Genomic DNA, 16638 nt, shown 5'->3' with positions numbered 1-16638 from the left:
TCATGACGGCGTTGTCAGCCCTTTCACCGCCAGTGCGCCAGTACCTGGTGGTCACCGGTAACTACTGGGCCTTTACCCTGACCGATGGCGCGCTGCGCATGTTGGTGGTGCTGCATTTCCACACGCTGGGCTACACACCACTGCAAATCGCTGTACTGTTTCTGTTCTACGAGATATTCGGGGTCATCACCAATCTGGTGGGCGGCTACCTTGGCGCTCGCCTGGGCCTGAACCGCATCATGAACATTGGCTTGGGCCTTCAGGTGGTCGCCTTGCTGATGCTTACGGTGCCTGGCGCCTGGCTGACCATCCCGTGGGTCATGGGGGCGCAGGCGATGTCGGGTATCGCCAAAGACCTCAACAAGATGAGCGCCAAGAGTTCGATCAAGCTGCTGGTGCCAAATAATCAGCAAGGCACGTTGTACCAGTGGGTGGCGCTCCTCACTGGATCGAAGAACGCCCTGAAAGGGGTTGGCTTCTTCCTCGGTGGTGCGCTGTTGGCCTTGCTGGGATTCACAGGCGCATTGCTGGCAATGGCCGCGGTGCTGGCGCTGATCTGGTTGGCCAGCCTGTTCCTGTTGAAGAAGGATCTGGGCAAGGCCAAGGCTAAACCCAAGTTCCGCGACATCCTCTCCAAGAGCCGGGCGATCAATATCCTCTCGGCGGCGCGGATGTTTCTCTTCGGCGCCCGTGATGTGTGGTTCGTGGTGGCGTTGCCGGTCTACCTGAGCACCGTGTTTGCCTGGAGCTTCTGGCGGGTGGGTGGCTTCATGGCCGCTTGGGTCGTCGGCTATGGCATCGTGCAGTCATTGGCCCCGAACATCACCGGGAAAAAGCGTGCTCAGGTTCCCGATGGGCGAGCGGCTTCGGTTTGGGCCGCGTTGCTGGCCGGCCTGCCTGCGGCCATTGCAGTGGGGCTCTCAGCGGGCTGGTCGCCGCAGATTGTGCTGTTGGGTGGGCTGATGGTGTTTGGCGCGTTGTTTGCGGTGAACTCATCTCTGCACAGCTATCTGATCGTTTCCTACGCGAAGGAGGACGGGGTGTCGCTGGATGTAGGTTTCTACTACATGTCCAACGCACTGGGCCGGCTGATCGGCACGATCCTTTCAGGCTGGGTTTATGAGTCCCATGGACTGATGGCTTGCCTCTGGATTTCCTCTGGCTTTGTGTTGCTCGCTGCGTTGATATCCATTGCCTTGCCCAGGCACGCCACCCAGGCTTGAACGCCTGGAGGGCAGCGGCTTGGCTTGACCTCGCGCATACCCGGCGCGATGGCGGTTGCCGGCAATACGAGCTTTTTTCGGTGTTAATCACCGACGCTAAGCGTTTTGCGCAGGTAGATCGCTGAGGAGCAACATAGCGTTGAGAATTGAGCCGTTTGGCTGATCGAGTCCGATGCAGCGCAGCGATCCAGGCGTGAGTACCCATGAGCACTGAAGAAGTCTGCTGCACTATTGGTCAGCAGATGCAGCGCAAGCACGTGATTGCCACAGGCGTAACGCTCCAGGGCAGCAAGCATGCGTGTCCCAATTCCTTGGCCGCGCCTGGAGTCAGCAACAACCATTGAGCGCAGCAGCCGATCAGGGCCTTCGCCTTCCAACCCCCCATACGCAATCCAATCCCCATCCAACTCGAAACGGAAGAACTGCTGGCCCGGTTGCCCCACGTCGTCAAACGGCAACCCTGCACCGCTTAATGCAAGGCGAAGTTTTTCGAGTTCAGCCCCCGCAACGGGTTTCATCAGCATGCTTGTCTCCTCTGGCTACCAACAATTTATAGACTCAATCCGCAGCGCCCGGTGAACAGGCTGGCTGCGGTATTCGTTGTTTGGGCCTGGGTCGCTTTGCCGCTGTCGCCTGGGGTATTTACGTTCACTGAGTCCAAAGCGTTACGTTGCACAGGGTTGTCGCGGTTGAATAATGACGACTTCACTGCGTGCCGAACATCGCTGTCCAGTAGATGCCCGCATCGCTCTTGGGATCAACCGCATAGGCGGCGCCCAGTTCACGGTACTGCGGGTTCATCAGGTTGGCGCAGTGGCCGGGGCTGGCCAGCCAGCCATCGATCACTTTGCGCGGGGTGTCCTGGCCGGCGGCGATGTTCTCGCCGATCTGCTGGCCACTGTAGCCCGCCAGTTCTGCCCGGTCTCCGGGGGTGCGGCCGTCGCGGTCCTTGTGATCCAGGAAGTTGTTGTTGGCCATGGCGCGGGTGTGGGTTTCGGCCGCGGTCGCCAGTGTCGCGTTCCAGGCCAGCGGCGTGGTCGCCACAAAGGCCTGGGCACCGCACTGGCGCGGTTGCTGGCGGGCGCTGTTGATCAACGCGAGCAGCTTCTGTCCTTCGGCCTGCCAGTCGCCAAGGCCTCCGGTCAACAATGGCCGGGCCAGGACGATGCGCCACTCGCGTCCGGCCCTGCTGACGCCGATATCGACGAACTGCGGGTCCAGCACCACCTGGCAAAAACTTTCCTGTACCGCTTTCATGGCGGCCTGAGGGTCATTGGGACCCTTGAGGCTGATCATCTGCACGTTGACCATCGGGTAGGCCGCGCGCGCCATGGCTTGCTGCAGGTCACCGATGTTGCTCGCTGCGGGCAGCACCAGCCGTGGCTCGGCCGCCAGCGGCGGCAGTTCCAGGGATGCCTGGCCCGCACAGCGCTGGACCTGGCTGCGGTAGCTGTTGATCGAATCGAACAGTTGCGTTTCATCGCTGGCCAAGGCGGTGGCAGCGCACATCACGCCCAGCGACAACGCGGCAAGACGGATAACGGATGACAGGACGTGCATGGAGGTCTCCCTTGAACTGACTGGGCACATGATGCGCGATTTTGCCCCCCACCGCGCAATGGCTTTTCTGGCTGACGGGCAATGGGTTGTCCATTGGCGGACGGGAATGTTTTGCCGCCCACCGTGTCGACTCTTTAGAGGGCTGCGACTCACCCAGGGTGGCCGGCGGCTCAACCCGAGTTCAAGTTGAAGGTCCGACGATGCGCCCGGTCTGGATAGCCAGTGGTCTTGTTATCGCGTTGCTGGGCGGTCAAGTGATCGCCGCTGACACCCTGAGAAACCCGGCCGCGGTCGAGGGCAAGGCCCACGTCCTGGAGGAGAAGGCTGCCGACAAGGACGGTGCGACACCGCGACCCAAGGTTGAAACCATAACGCCCGCGGAAGTGCAGGTGGTCGATCCGGCAGGCCGCGCGCCGCTGGACGATGCCATTACCTGCCTGTCGCGGACCATTTACTGGGAGGCCAAAGGGATCGGCGCGGCCGATATGGAAGGGGTCGCCAATGTGGTGATGAACCGCCTGGGCCATCAGGGCTTCCCCGATACGGTGTGCGCTGTGGTCAAGCAAGGTGTCGAGACCCGGACCTGTCAGTTTTCCTGGTGGTGTGACGGGCGTCCGGATCAGGTAGAGGAGGAGGCGCCCTACGCGACGGCCAAGGAAATCGCCCGCAAGGCCCTCAATCAGCAACTCAGGGACCGCACCCGTGGCGCCCTGTATTTCCATGACAGGACGGTAAAACCGGAGTGGGCGAGGGTGTACGTCAAGACCGCCGAGACCCGGAAATTCCTGTTCTATAAACCCCGCGGTAGCACCGCCCGCTAAATCCAGGTGCACCAGGTCTTGCCGGGTGGTCATCCAGCCAGGAAATGAGAAACAGAAGCGCCTTCGTTGAGCGCGACACCTGAGGTAGAATGTCGCGGCAAGGAGGCTCGCGGCGTTGGGGATCACAGGTTCGGTGTGTTGATGCGCCTACCTGTGTGAGCGCCGCGAAGCAGTTGACGGGCACAGGCGGCTAAGCGGGTCTAAGCTGTTTATTCACTGTGTTCGATGATGTACCCACAAGTATTAGTGTCACCCAAGTAGCTGAAGCCAATGACTAACAAAAAGTCAGCACAGGAGGGGCCTAAACGTGAGGTCGATCGAGTTTGTCGGCCTTATATGTTCACCCATCAGTCTTTCTGAGAGCGGGGTTCGACGGCATGCAGCCTTGCATGCGGTGAGCCAGGGCGCCTCATGGGGACGAACGCGGGTGAATGGCGTTCTATCCTAGGTATTACCGTATGTTGAAGAAAATGAACAAGGGGCTACTCGGCCTGGCCATGTCGATGGCCCTTATGCCTGTGCATGCAGCCGAAACCAAGAAAGTCGATGTCCTGCTGATCGGTGGCGGCATCATGAGTTCGACACTGGGCGTCTGGCTCAATGAACTCGAGCCGGGCATGTCGATGGAAATGGTCGAGCGTCTCGATGGCGTCGCCCTGGAAAGCTCCAACGGCTGGAACAACGCCGGTACCGGCCACTCCGCCCTGGCCGAGCTGAACTACACACCGCAAGACAAGAACGGCAACGTCGAGATCCCCAAGGCCATTGAAATCAATGAAGCCTTCCAGGTCTCCCGTCAGTTCTGGGCCTGGCAGGTCAAGAACGGCGTCCTGAAGAACCCGCATTCGTTCATCAACTCCACACCGCACATGAGCTTCGTGTGGGGCGATGACAACATCAAGTTCCTCAAGAAGCGCTACGAAGCCCTGCAGGCGAGCCCGCTGTTCGCTGGCATGCAGTACTCCGAAGACCCGGCGCAGATCAAGAAGTGGGTTCCATTGATGATGGAAGGCCGTGATCCGAACCAGAAGATCGCCGCCACCTGGTCGCCGCTGGGCACGGACGTGAACTTCGGTGAAATCACCCGTCAGTTCGCCAGCTACCTGCAAACCAAGCCGAACTTCTCCCTGAAGCTGTCGAGCGAAGTCGAAGACATCGTCCGCAACGAAGACGGCGGCTGGCGCGTTACCTACAAGAACCTGAAAGACGGTACCGAGACCCAGACCGACGCCAAGTTCGTATTCATCGGCGCCGGTGGCGGTGCACTGCACCTGCTGCAGAAGTCGGGCATTCCTGAGGCGCGTGAATATGCCGGTTTCCCGGTAGGCGGCTCGTTCCTGGTGACCGAGAACCCGACCATTGCCGAGCAGCACCTGGCCAAGGCCTACGGCAAGGCATCGGTTGGCGCGCCGCCGATGTCGGTTCCCCACCTGGACACCCGCGTGCTGGATGGCAAGCGCGTGATCCTGTTTGGCCCGTTCGCGACCTTCTCGACCAAGTTCCTGAAAGAAGGCTCGTACCTGGACCTGCTGACCACCACGACCACTCACAATGTGTGGCCGATGACCAAGGTCGGTATCAAGGAATACCCGCTGGTCGAGTACCTTGCTGGCCAACTGATGCTGTCGGATGAAGACCGCCTCAACGCCCTGAAGGAGTACTTCCCGAACGCCAAGGCTGAAGACTGGCGCCTGTGGCAAGCCGGCCAGCGCGTGCAGATCATCAAGCGTGATGAGGCCGCCGGTGGCGTGCTGAAGCTGGGGACCGAGATCGTGGCTTCCGAAGACGGCAGCATTGCCGGCTTGCTTGGCGCATCGCCAGGTGCATCCACCGCAGCGCCGATCATGCTGACCGTGCTTGAGAAAGTCTTCAAGGACAAGGTCGCAACCCCGGCCTGGCAGGAAAAGCTGCGCCAGATCGTTCCAAGCTATGGCACCAAGCTCAACAATGATCCGGCCCGCGTAGCCCAGGAATGGGCCTACACCAGCCAGGTCCTGGAGCTGGCCCCACCACCGGCAATCAACCCGGCACTGGCTCCGACCACGGCACCTGCTGCCCCGGCCAAGCCACAGCCGAGCAACCCGGCTGCTGACATGGCCCTGTGAGTCGTTGCCCCGGCCAACACGGTTGGCTGGGGCACAGGCTTCAAGCCGATGTGAAAAAGCCCTGGCCAGTGCCCAATGCTGTTCAGTTAAGGATTGGGTTGCTCAATACATCCCCCCGTGGCGAGCGAGCTTGCTCGCGCTGGGCTGCAGAGCAGCCCCAAAAACTGTCGTCGAGTTCGTTCTGAAAGACTGCAGTCGCTTTGTTGGGTGCGCTTCGCGCCCCAGCGCGAGCAAGCTCGCTCGCCACGGGTCTCTCACCCGCTTTAAGCCTTTCTTAACTGAACAGTATTGCCGGCCGGTGCCGGGGCTTTTTTCGCCAGTATGATGGGCACTTTAGATCGCCCTCATTCAAGGATCTCCCATGTCGTTGAGCAAACGCGATCAGGCCCGTATCGAACGCCGCCTGATCGCCACCCTGACCGAAGCCTGTGAAACGGCCAAGGCAGAAATTCCGGGGTTCACCTGGCTCACCCATGAATTGGACTATGACCTTTTTCCTTCCAGCCTGAGGGTCGTCTGGGTCTTCGAGACCGAGGCTCATCAGGACCGAGCCCTGGCCGCTGGGCAAGGCGCGCGCATGGTCGAGCTGACGGCCATGGCATTACGCGAGGCGGATGTGCTGGTCAGTCCGGTAGCGGACCATGTGCAGTTCGACAGTGAAGAACAGTGCCGGCGCAGCCACGCCGGCAACTGGCAGCAACGCCTGGCGCGCAAGCGTTCGGGGCGGGGTTGAGGCATGGCCAAGGACATCGAAAACCCGTGCATCGCCGTGTGCCAGTTGAGCGGTGAACTGTGTGTGAGTTGCGGGCGCAGCAAGGAAGACATCCGCAAATGGAAGCGCATGAAACGCCCGGAAAAAATGGCCGCCGCCCAGCGTGCCACGCAACGCTTGAAGAGCCTGCAGAAAAAGAATGCCTGACCCCGTGGCGAGCGAGCTTGCTCGTCACGGAGGTCGCGTTCATACATTATTGAAGGGTGTTCTTTGTGAGGGCCTCTGTCTTGGTCACATGTCCGCGCTCGCCAAAGGCGGAATGCGCACACCCGGTGGCGAGCGAGCTTGCTCGCGCTGGGCTGCGCAGCAGCCCCAAAAAGGACGCCGGTTTTTTTCTGAAAGACCGCAATCGCCTGATCAGGGGCGCGCAGCGCCGGAGCGCCAGCCCGGCCCAGCGGGAGCAAGCTCCCTCGCCACGGGGCAGTGGTTACGCTTGAAGCCGGCTTAACTCAGGTAACGCTTGAACCAGTCCAGCGTCCTGCTCCATGCCAGCTTGGCGGCCGCCTCGTCGTAGCGCGGCGTGGAGTCGTTGTGGAAGCCGTGGTTGGCACCGGGGTAGATATAGGCCTCGTAGGTCTTGCCAGCCGCTTTCAACGCCTGTTCATAGGCGGGCCAGCCTTCGTTGATGGCCTTGTCCAGTTCGCCATAGTGGAGCAATAGCGGGGCCTTGATTTTCGGCACGTCCGCGGCGGCCGGTTGCCGGCCATAGAAGGGCACGGCGGCCCCCAGTTCCGGATAGGCCACGGCCGCCGCATTGGCGACGCCACCGCCATAACAGAACCCGGTAATCCCCACTTTTCCGGTGCTCGCCGGGTGTTTCATCATCCACTCGATGGCGGCGAAGAAGTCGTTCATCAGTTTGGCGGGGTCGACGGTCTGTTGCAGCGCCCGGCCTTTGTCATCGTTGCCGGGGTAGCCGCCCACCGAGGTCAGGCCATCCGGCGCGAGGGCGACGAAGCCGGCCTTGGCCAAGCGTCGGGCGACATCCTCGATGTAGGGGTTGAGCCCTCGATTCTCATGTACGACCACCACCGCCGGCACCTTGCCGGTGGCCTTCGCCGGGCGCACCAGATAACCCCGTACCTGCCCATGCCCCTTGGGCGAGGGGTAAGTGACGTACTCAGGGAGGATGTCAGGATCGGTAAATTCCACTTGCTCGGCGAGGGCGTAGTTCGGGCTCAAGGCGGCGAGGAGGGCGGAGGCGGTCAGTCCGCCCAGCGCGAACAGTGCCGCCCGGTCGAGAAACTCACGGCGGTTGATCTTGCCGTGGGCGTAGTAGTCGTAGAGCTCCAGCAGTTCAGGGGCAAAGTCTTTCGCAGTGAGACGGTTCATCGGTGCGCTCCCATTCAGGCTTCGGATTGCCCCGCTGGCAGGGGCTGACGGGCACGGCTGGCGTTGAATCATTAAAGCAGCTTTCAACGCCGGCCGAAGGCACGCTTCCCGGCGGTAGGGCCGGGCACGCACCGCGTCAACCTGACAGGTCCCGCGTCAGTCTTCACGACCATGGGCGGCGGCCGCCAGTTGCCCGGTATCGACGCGCACAAAAATGGAGTCGCCCACCGCCGTGAGCACATCGCCCGCGTACACCTCGCAGATCACCCGGGTCTTGCGCCCGACTTCACCTTCCACCCTGGCGCGCAAGGTGAGTGGGACGCCCATGGGCGTTGGCTTGATGAACTTGATGCCCAGGTTACCGGTCACGCAGTCGATGCGCGGCAGGCTGCCGGCGCTGCGTTGCTCGGCCCGGTAGTGATAGGCCATCACCGTCCAGTTCGAATGGCAATCGACCAGCATCGCGATCAACCCGCCGTACACCAGGTCGGGCCAGCCGCAGTACTTGGCCTCTGGCAGATGCTCGGCCACGACGTGCACACCGTCTTCATGCCAGGTGCTCTTGATGTGCAGCCCGTGCGGATTGCGGCTGCCGCAGCCAAAACAAACGCCTTGCGGCGCAGCGGTGTCTTGCAGGGAAGTGTGGAGCGTGGGCATGCCGTGGGTCCGTCCTGGGAAATGAAAAACCTAGCCTAGCGGATTTTACGTCGAATCAGAACTGGCGGCAGCTGAAGAAGTGGTCAATAGGGACGAGGCGTTATTGCTGGGGCGAATAGAGAAAACGGAGATTTTTGTACGCTAATACCGTGACCTGCCAGGTTGAGGCTATAGAGGTTGACGCGGGAACGTCTGGAAATACAGATAGAAAACCGGCTGTTCTCTGGGCGGTTCGATCCGCTCCCGGGAGCCTGTGTGAGCGTCTCAATAATGTGGCCGGTGTCTCTGCTAATGTGCGTGCGCAGTCAAGGGGCCTGAAAAAGATCGTGGATTCTCGCGCAGCGGGGATCAACCTTGATGAATTGGCATCAATGCGCATCGAAGAAATTGCCGCGCTCGCGGCGAAATGAAATGCCTGGGCGATTAGCCGGCAGGTTGCGTCTTGAACGCCTGGATCAAGGTTGCGGTGGAGAGTACCAGGCGTAGCGGGTTGTTCGTTGAAGGTACAAACCCCAGCTTACCCCGGTAGTAATTGGCAGCGTCCTGGTCTTTCGCGTCGACGACAACAAAAGCCACACCCGACTGCTTGGAAACCGTGTACACGCGTCGGAAAAAGTCAGACATCAGCCGTTGGCCAAGCCCATTCCCCTGCATGCCCTTGTCAATCGCCAGACGGCTCAACAGCACTGCCGGCATAGGATACCGAGGCATCTTCTTTTTCTGTTCTTCGCTGAGCTCATCGAGTGCTACAGAGGCATTCGCCAGGGTGTAGTAGCCCAGCAACACCTCATCTTCGACGTACATGAATGTGCGTGAAACGTTGCGCTTTTCGTCTTGCCCAGCGTGCAGCGCAATGTACGTGTTGAGAGCAGGGTGCAATTGGCAATCAAACGCCGAGCGGTCAATCGACTTATCGAAGTCGACAGTGATGAAGTCCATGGACTGCCCTTAGCGCAAGGCAAGCAGGTTGCAAAGCGCCTCAGTGGGCTCTGGGGGATTGTCCAGCAGTTGGTACGCCGTGTCGGCATCGAGCACGGTCATGCCCTCGACGTCAAAATCAATAGCCTTCTCTTCACGCGCAACAGAGCGAACGGCCAGTGCTGCAACGACCTTTTTGAGTTCTGCCAGCTCGCGCTCTACGTTCGACAAGTGCGGCGCACGCACTGAACGTGTCTTGAGCCCCCCGCTTTGACTAAGAGCGCTAACTGCGAGGCTTTTCGTGGCATGCCGTTCAACCACAGCGTCAGCATTCGACAGAAAAGCCGTGATCCTAACGTTGTTGCCATGGACGTCAATCAACGTCTTTTTGCCCGCGGTGAGCCGCGGAAGTTTTTGTTGAACTGGTTTACTCACGGTGTATCCCTCTGTATGCCTGCACTCTACCATATATCGCTTGACATCTACGCCCCAGTATTGTTGGCAAAAGAGGCGCCCGCTCACTGAAAGGATCGATGCTCTTACAGTGGGGCTGCGGATGATCAGGATCTACACCTGATACTGCCGAAGTCCCTGCAACGTCTTATCGTACGATTTTTTCCGTTCTCCCTATTGGCCCTTTGATGAGCTATTCAGTTTCTAATTATTTTTTCCGCTTCAATGATAAGTATCGCCCGGTCCCGGGAATTGCTACCCCGGCCCTGGATCGGCTAATATACGATTCATATGCATTTCATATAGGTCGACCCCGTGGGTATCGTCAAAATTTCAGAAGCCATGCACGAGCATCTGCGCATTGCCAGTACGGCGCTGAGTCGCTCGATCAATGCCCAGGCCGAGCACTGGATGCGCATCGGGATGCTGGCGGAGCTGCATCCCAACCTGGACCACAGCGAAATCAGCCGCTTGCTGATTCGCGCCGAACAGGCCGGAGGCCTTGATTTGAAACAGCTATGCGAACCTGCATCGGGAGCCAGGCCATGAAGGCTAATGTTGTGATCCATACCCCGGCACAAATCACCCAGTCCGCCACGGCGGGCAAGCTGGCCGCCGAGGTGCTGGCGATGATTACCCCCCACGTCAAGGCCGGGGTTACCACCGATGAACTCGACCGCCTGTGTCACGACTACATCGTCAACGTGCAGAAGGCCATACCCGGCAACGTCGGGTATCACGGCTTTCCGAAAACCGTGTGTGCGTCGGTCAATGACGTGGTGTGCCATGGCATTCCGTCGGCCAGGGCACTGCGTGATGGCGACATCGTCAACATCGACATCGCCGTGATCAAGGACGGCTGGTACGGCGACACCAGTCGCATGTACTTCGTGGGCGAGCCCACCCCGCAGGCACGGCACCTGGTCAAGACCACCTACGAGGCCATGTGCGCCGGCATCCGCCAGGTTCGTCCCGGCGCTACGCTGGGCGACGTTGGGCATGCCATCCAGTCGGTGGCCGAGACAGCGGGGTTCAGTGTGGTGCGTGAATACTGCGGCCACGGGATCGGCAAGGTTTACCACGACGAACCGCAGGTCCTGCATTACGGTTATCCAGGCCAGGGCCTGAAGCTCAAGGCCGGCATGATCTTCACCATCGAGCCCATGCTCAACGCCGGCAAGCGTCATGTGAAAACCCTCGCCGATCGCTGGACGGTGGTCACCAAGGATCAATCTCTGTCGGCCCAATGGGAGCACATGGTCGCCGTGACGGACGACGGTTTCCAGGTGTTGACCCCTTGGCCGGACAGTGTCGAGGACTATCGCGCCATTGTTTGACGCCGTGAGGTCGAGCAAGGGCAGGGGGCGATGAGGACGCGGCGTGCTGCGCTCATCGATCCTCTTCCCGCGCGGGTGCTTTGTCCTGGGTCAGGCACAGGCTCAGCAGCACCGAGCCCAGGATGATGCTGGCGACCAACACCAGTGACCATTGGATCGGTACGTGGAACCAGGGCATCAGCGACATCTTGGTGCCGATGAACACCAGCACGATGGCCAGGCCATATTTGAGCAGGTGGAAGCGCTCGACCATGTCGGCGAGCAGGAAGTACAGGGCGCGCAGGCCCATGATCGCGAAGATGTTGGAAGTGAAGATAATGAAGGGGTCGGTGGTGACGGCGAAGATCGCCGGGATGCTGTCGATCGCGAACACCAGGTCGCTGGCTTCGATCAGCACCATCACCAGGAACATCGGCGTTGCCCAGTGCACGCCGTTGCGTCGTACGAAAAACCGCTGGCCGTGAAACCTGTCGGTGATCCGCAGGTGACGTCGCAGCCAGCGCAGCAAGGGGTTCTTGGCGAGATCGGGCTTGTGCTCGGCGAAGACCAGCATCTTGATCCCGGTAAGGATGAGAAAGGCGCCGAAGACGTAGAGCACCCAGGCAAACTGCGACACCAGCCAGACGCCGGCAAAAATCATGCAGGCGCGCATCACGATGGCACCGAGCACGCCATACAGCAGGACACGGCGCTGCAAGGACGCTGGTACGGCGAAGTAGCCGAAGATCATCACGAAGACGAACATGTTGTCGATCGACAGTGACTGCTCGATCAGATAGCCCGTGAGGAATTCAAGGGTGATGCGTTGGGCGTCTTGCGCGCCGAACTGCTCGTGCAGGTACCACCACAGCAGCGCGGCGAAGGTCAGGGCCAGGCCGCTCCAGGCAATGACCCAGGACAGTGCCTCGCGGGTGGACACCCGATGGGCCTTGCGCCCGCCCAGGACAAACAGGTCGAGCGCCAGCATGGCAACGATGAAGGCGATGAAGGCCGCCCACATCCAGGGTTCGCCGACATTGAGGGGGGACATGCCATTCTCCCGGTCTGGCAGGTGCAGTGTTCACCAGGGACCCTGTCATCCTATCGGGCCTGCCGGATCAGGAAAAATCGTTTATTTTTTGCGAACGCTTCGGGTTTTACGAGGTGTTGGCCAGTTGCCCGGCCGCCAGGGGCACTTGGCGGCAAGTGGCAGCCTCATGGGAGGCTGCCACCGCTGGGCTAGTTACCGGTAGGCATTTGCAGGTTGATGCCTTCTTTTTGCAGCTCTTCGCGTACCGACTGGAATTTCTGGTACTTGGACAACTCGATCGGTCCGTCGTAGCTCATGCTTTGCAGTTTGCGCGGCGGGTATTTGACATAGGTCTTCATCAGCGCGTTGATTGCCAGGCTGATCGGCACCATGGTCCAGGTGCGCTCGGTGACATTACTCATGAAGATGTCGTAGCGCTCCTGCGGATCTTGCAGCAAGTCGAAGACCTGCGGCACGGTCGCCACGTATTTTGTGGCACCTTTCCAGCCCAGGTTGGTGTCCACCGCCAAGCCACCGGTCTGGGCGCCATTGTCGCCGCGCAGGTTGAACACCGCCTTGTAGTTGCCAACACGGGCAGCGCCGGGGGACAGTTCGTTCTCGGTAAAGTAGAACCACTCTTTACGCGGATCAGGGCCTGTGCCGAGCAGTACGGGGGTCATGTCATAGCTGTCGAAGTAGATTGGCTGACCTTCGCGATCTTTCTCCGGCAGCTTCACACCGGCCACCGAGGCGAATGTGGCCATCAGGTCGAGGCCGCCAAGGATGTCGTGGTTTTTCGCGTTCTCCTTGATTTTACCTGGCCAGGTCATGATCGCGGGGACTCGGTTACCCCCCTCGCGCACGGTGCCCTTGGTACCCCGGAACGGCGTGTAGCCGGCGTCCGGGTAGACGTCCTGCCAGGCACCGTTGTCGGTGGTGTAGACCACCAGGGTATTTTTATCCATCCCCAGCGCCTTGAGCTTGGCCATGATGCGGCCAATACGGGTATCGAGCTCAACCACGGAGTCGGCGTACTTGGACTTGGAGATCGATTTATGGACGAACTCGGGGGCCGGCAGGTTCGGTTGGTGCACTTTCATGAAGTTGACGTTGATGAAAAACGGCTTGTCCGACTTGGCGGCCGTGTCGAGGAACTCCAGCGCGGCTTTTTCGACGTAGCCGTCGAAGAAGGGAATCCCGACCACCCCTGGCTTGCCATCGATCACCGGCGTGTCCACGTACTGGCCATTGATCTTGAACTCTTCGACGGCCTTTTCCCCGGCCTTGCCCGAGAGCGCACCCTTGGTCACTTTGGCGAACATCGCCCGGGTGTCCGGGTCCATGTCGGGGAACCATTGCGGGTCGGCATAGGTGTAGGCATTGAGGTGATAGAGGCCGACGTATTTCATCACGTCATACCCCTGGGCGTTGGGCAACGCATAGTCGTCTTCGCCCAGGTGCCATTTGCCGGTGAAGTAGGTGTCATAGCCACCGGTCTTGAGCACCGAGGCCAGCGTCCACTCAGCCGCGGGCAAACCGCCGCCCTGGCCCTGGAAGGCCACGGTGGTCATGCCGCTGCGGTTCGGAATGCGTCCGGTCTGCATCGCCGCCCGGCCGGGGGTGCAACTGGGTTGGGCGTAGAACGAGTAAAAAGTTGTGCCTTCTGCGGCCAGCTCGTCGATGCTGGGGGTCGGCATGCCTCGGCCGACACCCCCGCCATAGGGGCCCAGGTCACCGTAGCCGGTGTCGTCGGAGACGATAAACAGGATGTTGGGTTTTTCGGTTTGCGCGGCTTGGGCAAAACCGTTAAGCGCGATCAGCAATGAACAGGCAGCGTAGTACCTGAAGCGATGTGGGAGCCTTTGCATGGTGGCTTTCCTTTAACGAGTGTCGATCCGGGTGGCTGGCGACGCAAATCTCGTCGGCACAACGACCAGGAATCCTGGTGAGTGACCCCTGACCATGAGCCTGGACAGTGCGAGGAGACCAACCACTCGATAGAACTCCCATTCACTACTCAAGGCGCCCGCGAAAGCCTAGTACGGTTTTTCATTGCGTGCGATTCCGGCGCTGGATTTCAACATCGCTCGTAGAACGGGGCGAGCCGTTACGCTTGCACCAGGGCTCCTTGAACCTGTTGGTCGGCATGGTAGGAGGAGCGCACCAGCGGGCCGGACGCGACGTTCTTGAAGCCCATCTTGTAACCTTCCTCGGCGAACCAGGCGAAGGTGTCAGGGTGCACGAAACGCTGCACGGGCAAGTGGCTGCGGGACGGTTGCAGGTACTGGCCCAGGGTCAGCATGTCGATGTCGTGCTCGCGCATACGCTTCATGACTTCGATGACTTCCTCGTCGGTCTCGCCCAGGCCCAGCATCAGCCCGGACTTGGTCGGGATGTGCGGCATCATCTGCTTGAAGCGTTGCAGCAGGGTCAGCGACCACTGGTAATCCGAACCCGGGCGCGCCGCCTTGTACAGGCGTGGCACGGTTTCCAGGTTGTGGTTGAACACATCCGGTGGCTCGGCAGCGGTGATTTCCAGGGCGATGTCCATGCGGCCACGGTAGTCCGGCACCAGGGTCTCGAGCTGCACGTTCGGCGACAGCTTGCGGATTTCGCGGATGCAGTCGGCAAAGTGCTGGGCGCCACCGTCACGCAGGTCGTCGCGGTCCACCGAGGTGATCACCACGTACTTCAGGCGCAGGTCGGCAATGGCGATGGCCAGGCTTTCCGGCTCGTTGACGTCAAGTGGCTTCGGACGGCCGTGGCCGACGTCGCAGAACGGGCAGCGACGGGTGCAGATGTCGCCCATGATCATGAAGGTCGCGGTACCGCCGGAGAAACACTCGCCCAGGTTCGGGCAGGAGGCTTCTTCGCAGACGCTGTGCAGCTTGTGTTTGCGCAACAGGGCCTTGATCCGGTCGACTTCCGGGGACGCCGGGATGCGCACGCGAATCCAGTCGGGTTTGCGTGGCAGTTCATCGGTGGGGATGATCTTCACCGGGATCCGCGCCACCTTGTCGGCGCCGCGCAGTTTGATGCCCACTTGCACTGTTGCCGGGCTGTTGCCTGATGAATCCACAAGCGTACTCCTGTGTGGTGTCGTTGCTAGACGGGGGGGGCAATCTGGCGTGGGCAATGCGGGAGGCGTGCGCCTCCCGCTGCCGATCAGTTGCGGTAGACGGGGAAGTCCAGGCACATCGCGGCGGCCTGCCTGGCAACCTGTGCCTCGACATCGGCATCGCCGAGGTGATCGAGGATGTCGCAGATCCAGCCGGCCAGCTCAACGCACTGGGCCACCTTGAAACCACGCGAGGTCACGGCCGGGGTGCCGATGCGCAGGCCCGAGGTGACGAACGGCGACTGCGGGTCGTTCGGTACGGCGTTCTTGTTCACGGTGATGCCGGCACGGCCCAGCGCGGCATCGGCGTCCTTGCCGGTCAGGCCCTGGCGGATCAGGCTCACCAGGAACAGGTGGTTGTCGGTGCCACCGGACACGACATCGTAGCCACGTTCGATAAACACCTTGGCCATCGCCTGGGCGTTGTCGATCACGTGCTGTTGATACACCTTGAAGCCAGGCTCCAGAGCTTCCTTGAAGCACACGGCCTTGGCGGCGATCACGTGCATCAGCGGGCCGCCCTGGCCACCGGGGAACACCGCGGCGTTGAGTTTTTTCTCCAGCTCCGGGTTCGACCTGGCCAGGATCAAGCCACCCCGAGGACCGCGCAGGGTCTTGTGGGTAGTGGTAGTGACCACGTCGGCGAACGGAATCGGGTTCGGGTACAGGCCGGCAGCCACCAGGCCCGCCACGTGGGCCATATCAACAAAGAGATAAGCGCCGACTTTGTCGGCGATCTGGCGGAAGCGTGGGAAATCCAGGGTCTTGGAGTAAGCGGAGAACCCGGCGATGATCATTTTCGGCTGGTGCTCGACCGCCAGGCGCTCGACTTCGTCGTAGTCGATCAGGCCGGTGGTGGTGTCGATGCCGTATTGCACCGCGTTGTAGAGCTTGCCGGAGAAGCTGACCTTGGCACCGTGGGTCAGGTGCCCGCCGTGGGCCAGGCTCATGCCCAGCACGGTGTCGCCGGCTTGCAGCAACGCCAGATAGACCGCCGCGTTGGCCTGGCTGCCGGAGTGCGGCTGGACGTTGGCATAGTCGGCGCCGAACAGCTGCCGGGCGCGGTCGATGGCCAACTGCTCGACCACATCGACGTGCTCGCAACCACCGTAGTAGCGTTTGCCCGGATAACCTTCGGCGTACTTGTTGGTCAGGCCGCGGCCTTGGGCCTGCATGACGCGCTGGCTGGTGTAGTTTTCCGAGGCGATCAATTCGATGTGCTGCTCTTGCCGCGCCTCCTCGGCATTCATTGCCGCCAGCAGTTCGTCGTCGTAGCCAGTGAGCCGGTCGTGTTTAGTGAACATGGTGCGGTCCTCGAGTGTGCGTGTTGGAT

Annotated in this window: 17 protein-coding genes; 7 read left to right on the top strand and 10 right to left on the bottom strand. The window is 60.8% G+C overall.

Annotated features, from left to right (window positions below; translation table 11 throughout):
- Positions 1–2 precede the first annotated feature (2 nt).
- On the top strand, positions 3–1223 hold the full coding sequence (gene arsJ / locus CKW25_RS01090) for an organoarsenical effux MFS transporter ArsJ (RefSeq protein WP_095077185.1): 1221 nt from the start codon (positions 3–5) through the stop codon (positions 1221–1223).
- An 83-nt stretch (positions 1224–1306) separates the two neighbouring features.
- On the opposite strand, the gene arsN2 is transcribed toward arsJ, so the two are convergent.
- Positions 1307–1747 (bottom strand): arsenic resistance N-acetyltransferase ArsN2, encoded by a 441-nt coding sequence (gene arsN2, locus CKW25_RS01085; protein WP_095077184.1) that lies wholly within the window; start codon positions 1745–1747, stop codon positions 1307–1309.
- A 181-nt stretch (positions 1748–1928) separates the two neighbouring features.
- Positions 1929–2783 (bottom strand): CAP domain-containing protein, encoded by an 855-nt coding sequence (locus CKW25_RS01080; RefSeq protein ID WP_095077183.1) that lies wholly within the window; start codon positions 2781–2783, stop codon positions 1929–1931.
- A 200-nt stretch (positions 2784–2983) separates the two neighbouring features.
- Between CKW25_RS01080 and CKW25_RS01075 the strand changes: the two genes are divergently transcribed.
- The 4 genes from CKW25_RS01075 (at position 2984) to CKW25_RS01060 (ending at position 6628) form a co-directional block, all read left to right on the top strand.
- Entirely contained in the window at positions 2984–3604 is a 621-nt protein-coding gene (locus CKW25_RS01075) for a cell wall hydrolase (RefSeq protein ID WP_095077182.1), read from the top strand.
- 458 nt (positions 3605–4062) lie between these two features.
- Entirely contained in the window at positions 4063–5709 is a 1647-nt protein-coding gene (gene mqo, locus CKW25_RS01070) for a malate dehydrogenase (quinone) (RefSeq protein WP_095077181.1), read from the top strand.
- A 361-nt stretch (positions 5710–6070) separates the two neighbouring features.
- Entirely contained in the window at positions 6071–6442 is a 372-nt protein-coding gene (locus tag CKW25_RS01065) for a hypothetical protein (RefSeq protein WP_095077180.1), read from the top strand.
- 3 nt (positions 6443–6445) lie between these two features.
- Complete coding sequence (locus CKW25_RS01060) at positions 6446–6628, top strand: DUF1289 domain-containing protein (RefSeq protein WP_095077179.1); 183 nt, start codon at positions 6446–6448, stop codon at positions 6626–6628.
- Positions 6629–6925: 297 nt separating this feature from the next.
- Here the strand turns inward: CKW25_RS01060 and yghX are convergent, their stop codons facing one another.
- From yghX to CKW25_RS01040, 4 genes are all read right to left on the bottom strand, one after another.
- Positions 6926–7813, bottom strand: coding sequence for a YghX family hydrolase (gene yghX / locus CKW25_RS01055; RefSeq protein ID WP_095077178.1), 888 nt, complete (start codon positions 7811–7813; stop codon positions 6926–6928).
- 156 nt (positions 7814–7969) lie between these two features.
- Positions 7970–8470, bottom strand: a complete 501-nt coding sequence (locus CKW25_RS01050; protein WP_095077177.1) for a PaaI family thioesterase — start codon at positions 8468–8470, stop codon at positions 7970–7972.
- A gap of 423 nt (positions 8471–8893) precedes the next feature.
- Positions 8894–9409 (bottom strand): GNAT family N-acetyltransferase, encoded by a 516-nt coding sequence (locus CKW25_RS01045; protein WP_095077176.1) that lies wholly within the window; start codon positions 9407–9409, stop codon positions 8894–8896.
- A gap of 9 nt (positions 9410–9418) precedes the next feature.
- Positions 9419–9823: a hypothetical protein gene (locus tag CKW25_RS01040; RefSeq protein WP_143497219.1), complete on the bottom strand. Its 405-nt coding sequence runs from the start codon at positions 9821–9823 to the stop codon at positions 9419–9421.
- 333 nt (positions 9824–10156) lie between these two features.
- On the opposite strand from CKW25_RS01040, the gene CKW25_RS01035 reads away from it, so the two are divergent.
- Positions 10157–10390: a ParD-like family protein gene (locus CKW25_RS01035; RefSeq protein ID WP_095077174.1), complete on the top strand. Its 234-nt coding sequence runs from the start codon at positions 10157–10159 to the stop codon at positions 10388–10390.
- Positions 10387–11178: a type I methionyl aminopeptidase gene (gene map / locus CKW25_RS01030; protein ID WP_095077173.1), complete on the top strand. Its 792-nt coding sequence runs from the start codon at positions 10387–10389 to the stop codon at positions 11176–11178. The genes CKW25_RS01035 and map overlap by 4 nt, the downstream gene beginning before the upstream one ends.
- A gap of 52 nt (positions 11179–11230) precedes the next feature.
- Here map and CKW25_RS01025 read toward each other — a convergent pair whose 3' ends face one another.
- The 4 genes from CKW25_RS01025 to glyA all read right to left on the bottom strand — a co-directional run bounded on the left by CKW25_RS01025 (position 11231) and on the right by glyA (position 16609).
- Positions 11231–12208, bottom strand: a complete 978-nt coding sequence (locus tag CKW25_RS01025; protein WP_095077172.1) for a TerC family protein — start codon at positions 12206–12208, stop codon at positions 11231–11233.
- A 188-nt stretch (positions 12209–12396) separates the two neighbouring features.
- A complete protein-coding gene (locus tag CKW25_RS01020) occupies positions 12397–14055 on the bottom strand; it encodes an arylsulfatase (RefSeq protein WP_095077171.1) in 1659 nt (552 codons plus the stop codon).
- A gap of 239 nt (positions 14056–14294) precedes the next feature.
- A complete protein-coding gene (gene lipA, locus CKW25_RS01015; RefSeq protein WP_172736392.1) occupies positions 14295–15323 on the bottom strand; it encodes a lipoyl synthase in 1029 nt (342 codons plus the stop codon).
- 29 nt (positions 15324–15352) lie between these two features.
- A complete protein-coding gene (gene glyA, locus CKW25_RS01010; protein WP_172736391.1) occupies positions 15353–16609 on the bottom strand; it encodes a serine hydroxymethyltransferase in 1257 nt (418 codons plus the stop codon).
- Positions 16610–16638 lie beyond the last annotated feature (29 nt).

This window comes from Pseudomonas sp. Irchel s3h17, assembly GCF_900187505.1.
Lineage (GTDB): Bacteria > Pseudomonadota > Gammaproteobacteria > Pseudomonadales > Pseudomonadaceae > Aquipseudomonas.
The sequence above is the reverse complement of the archived record's forward strand: the minus strand, read 5'-3'. Positions and strand labels throughout refer to the sequence as shown.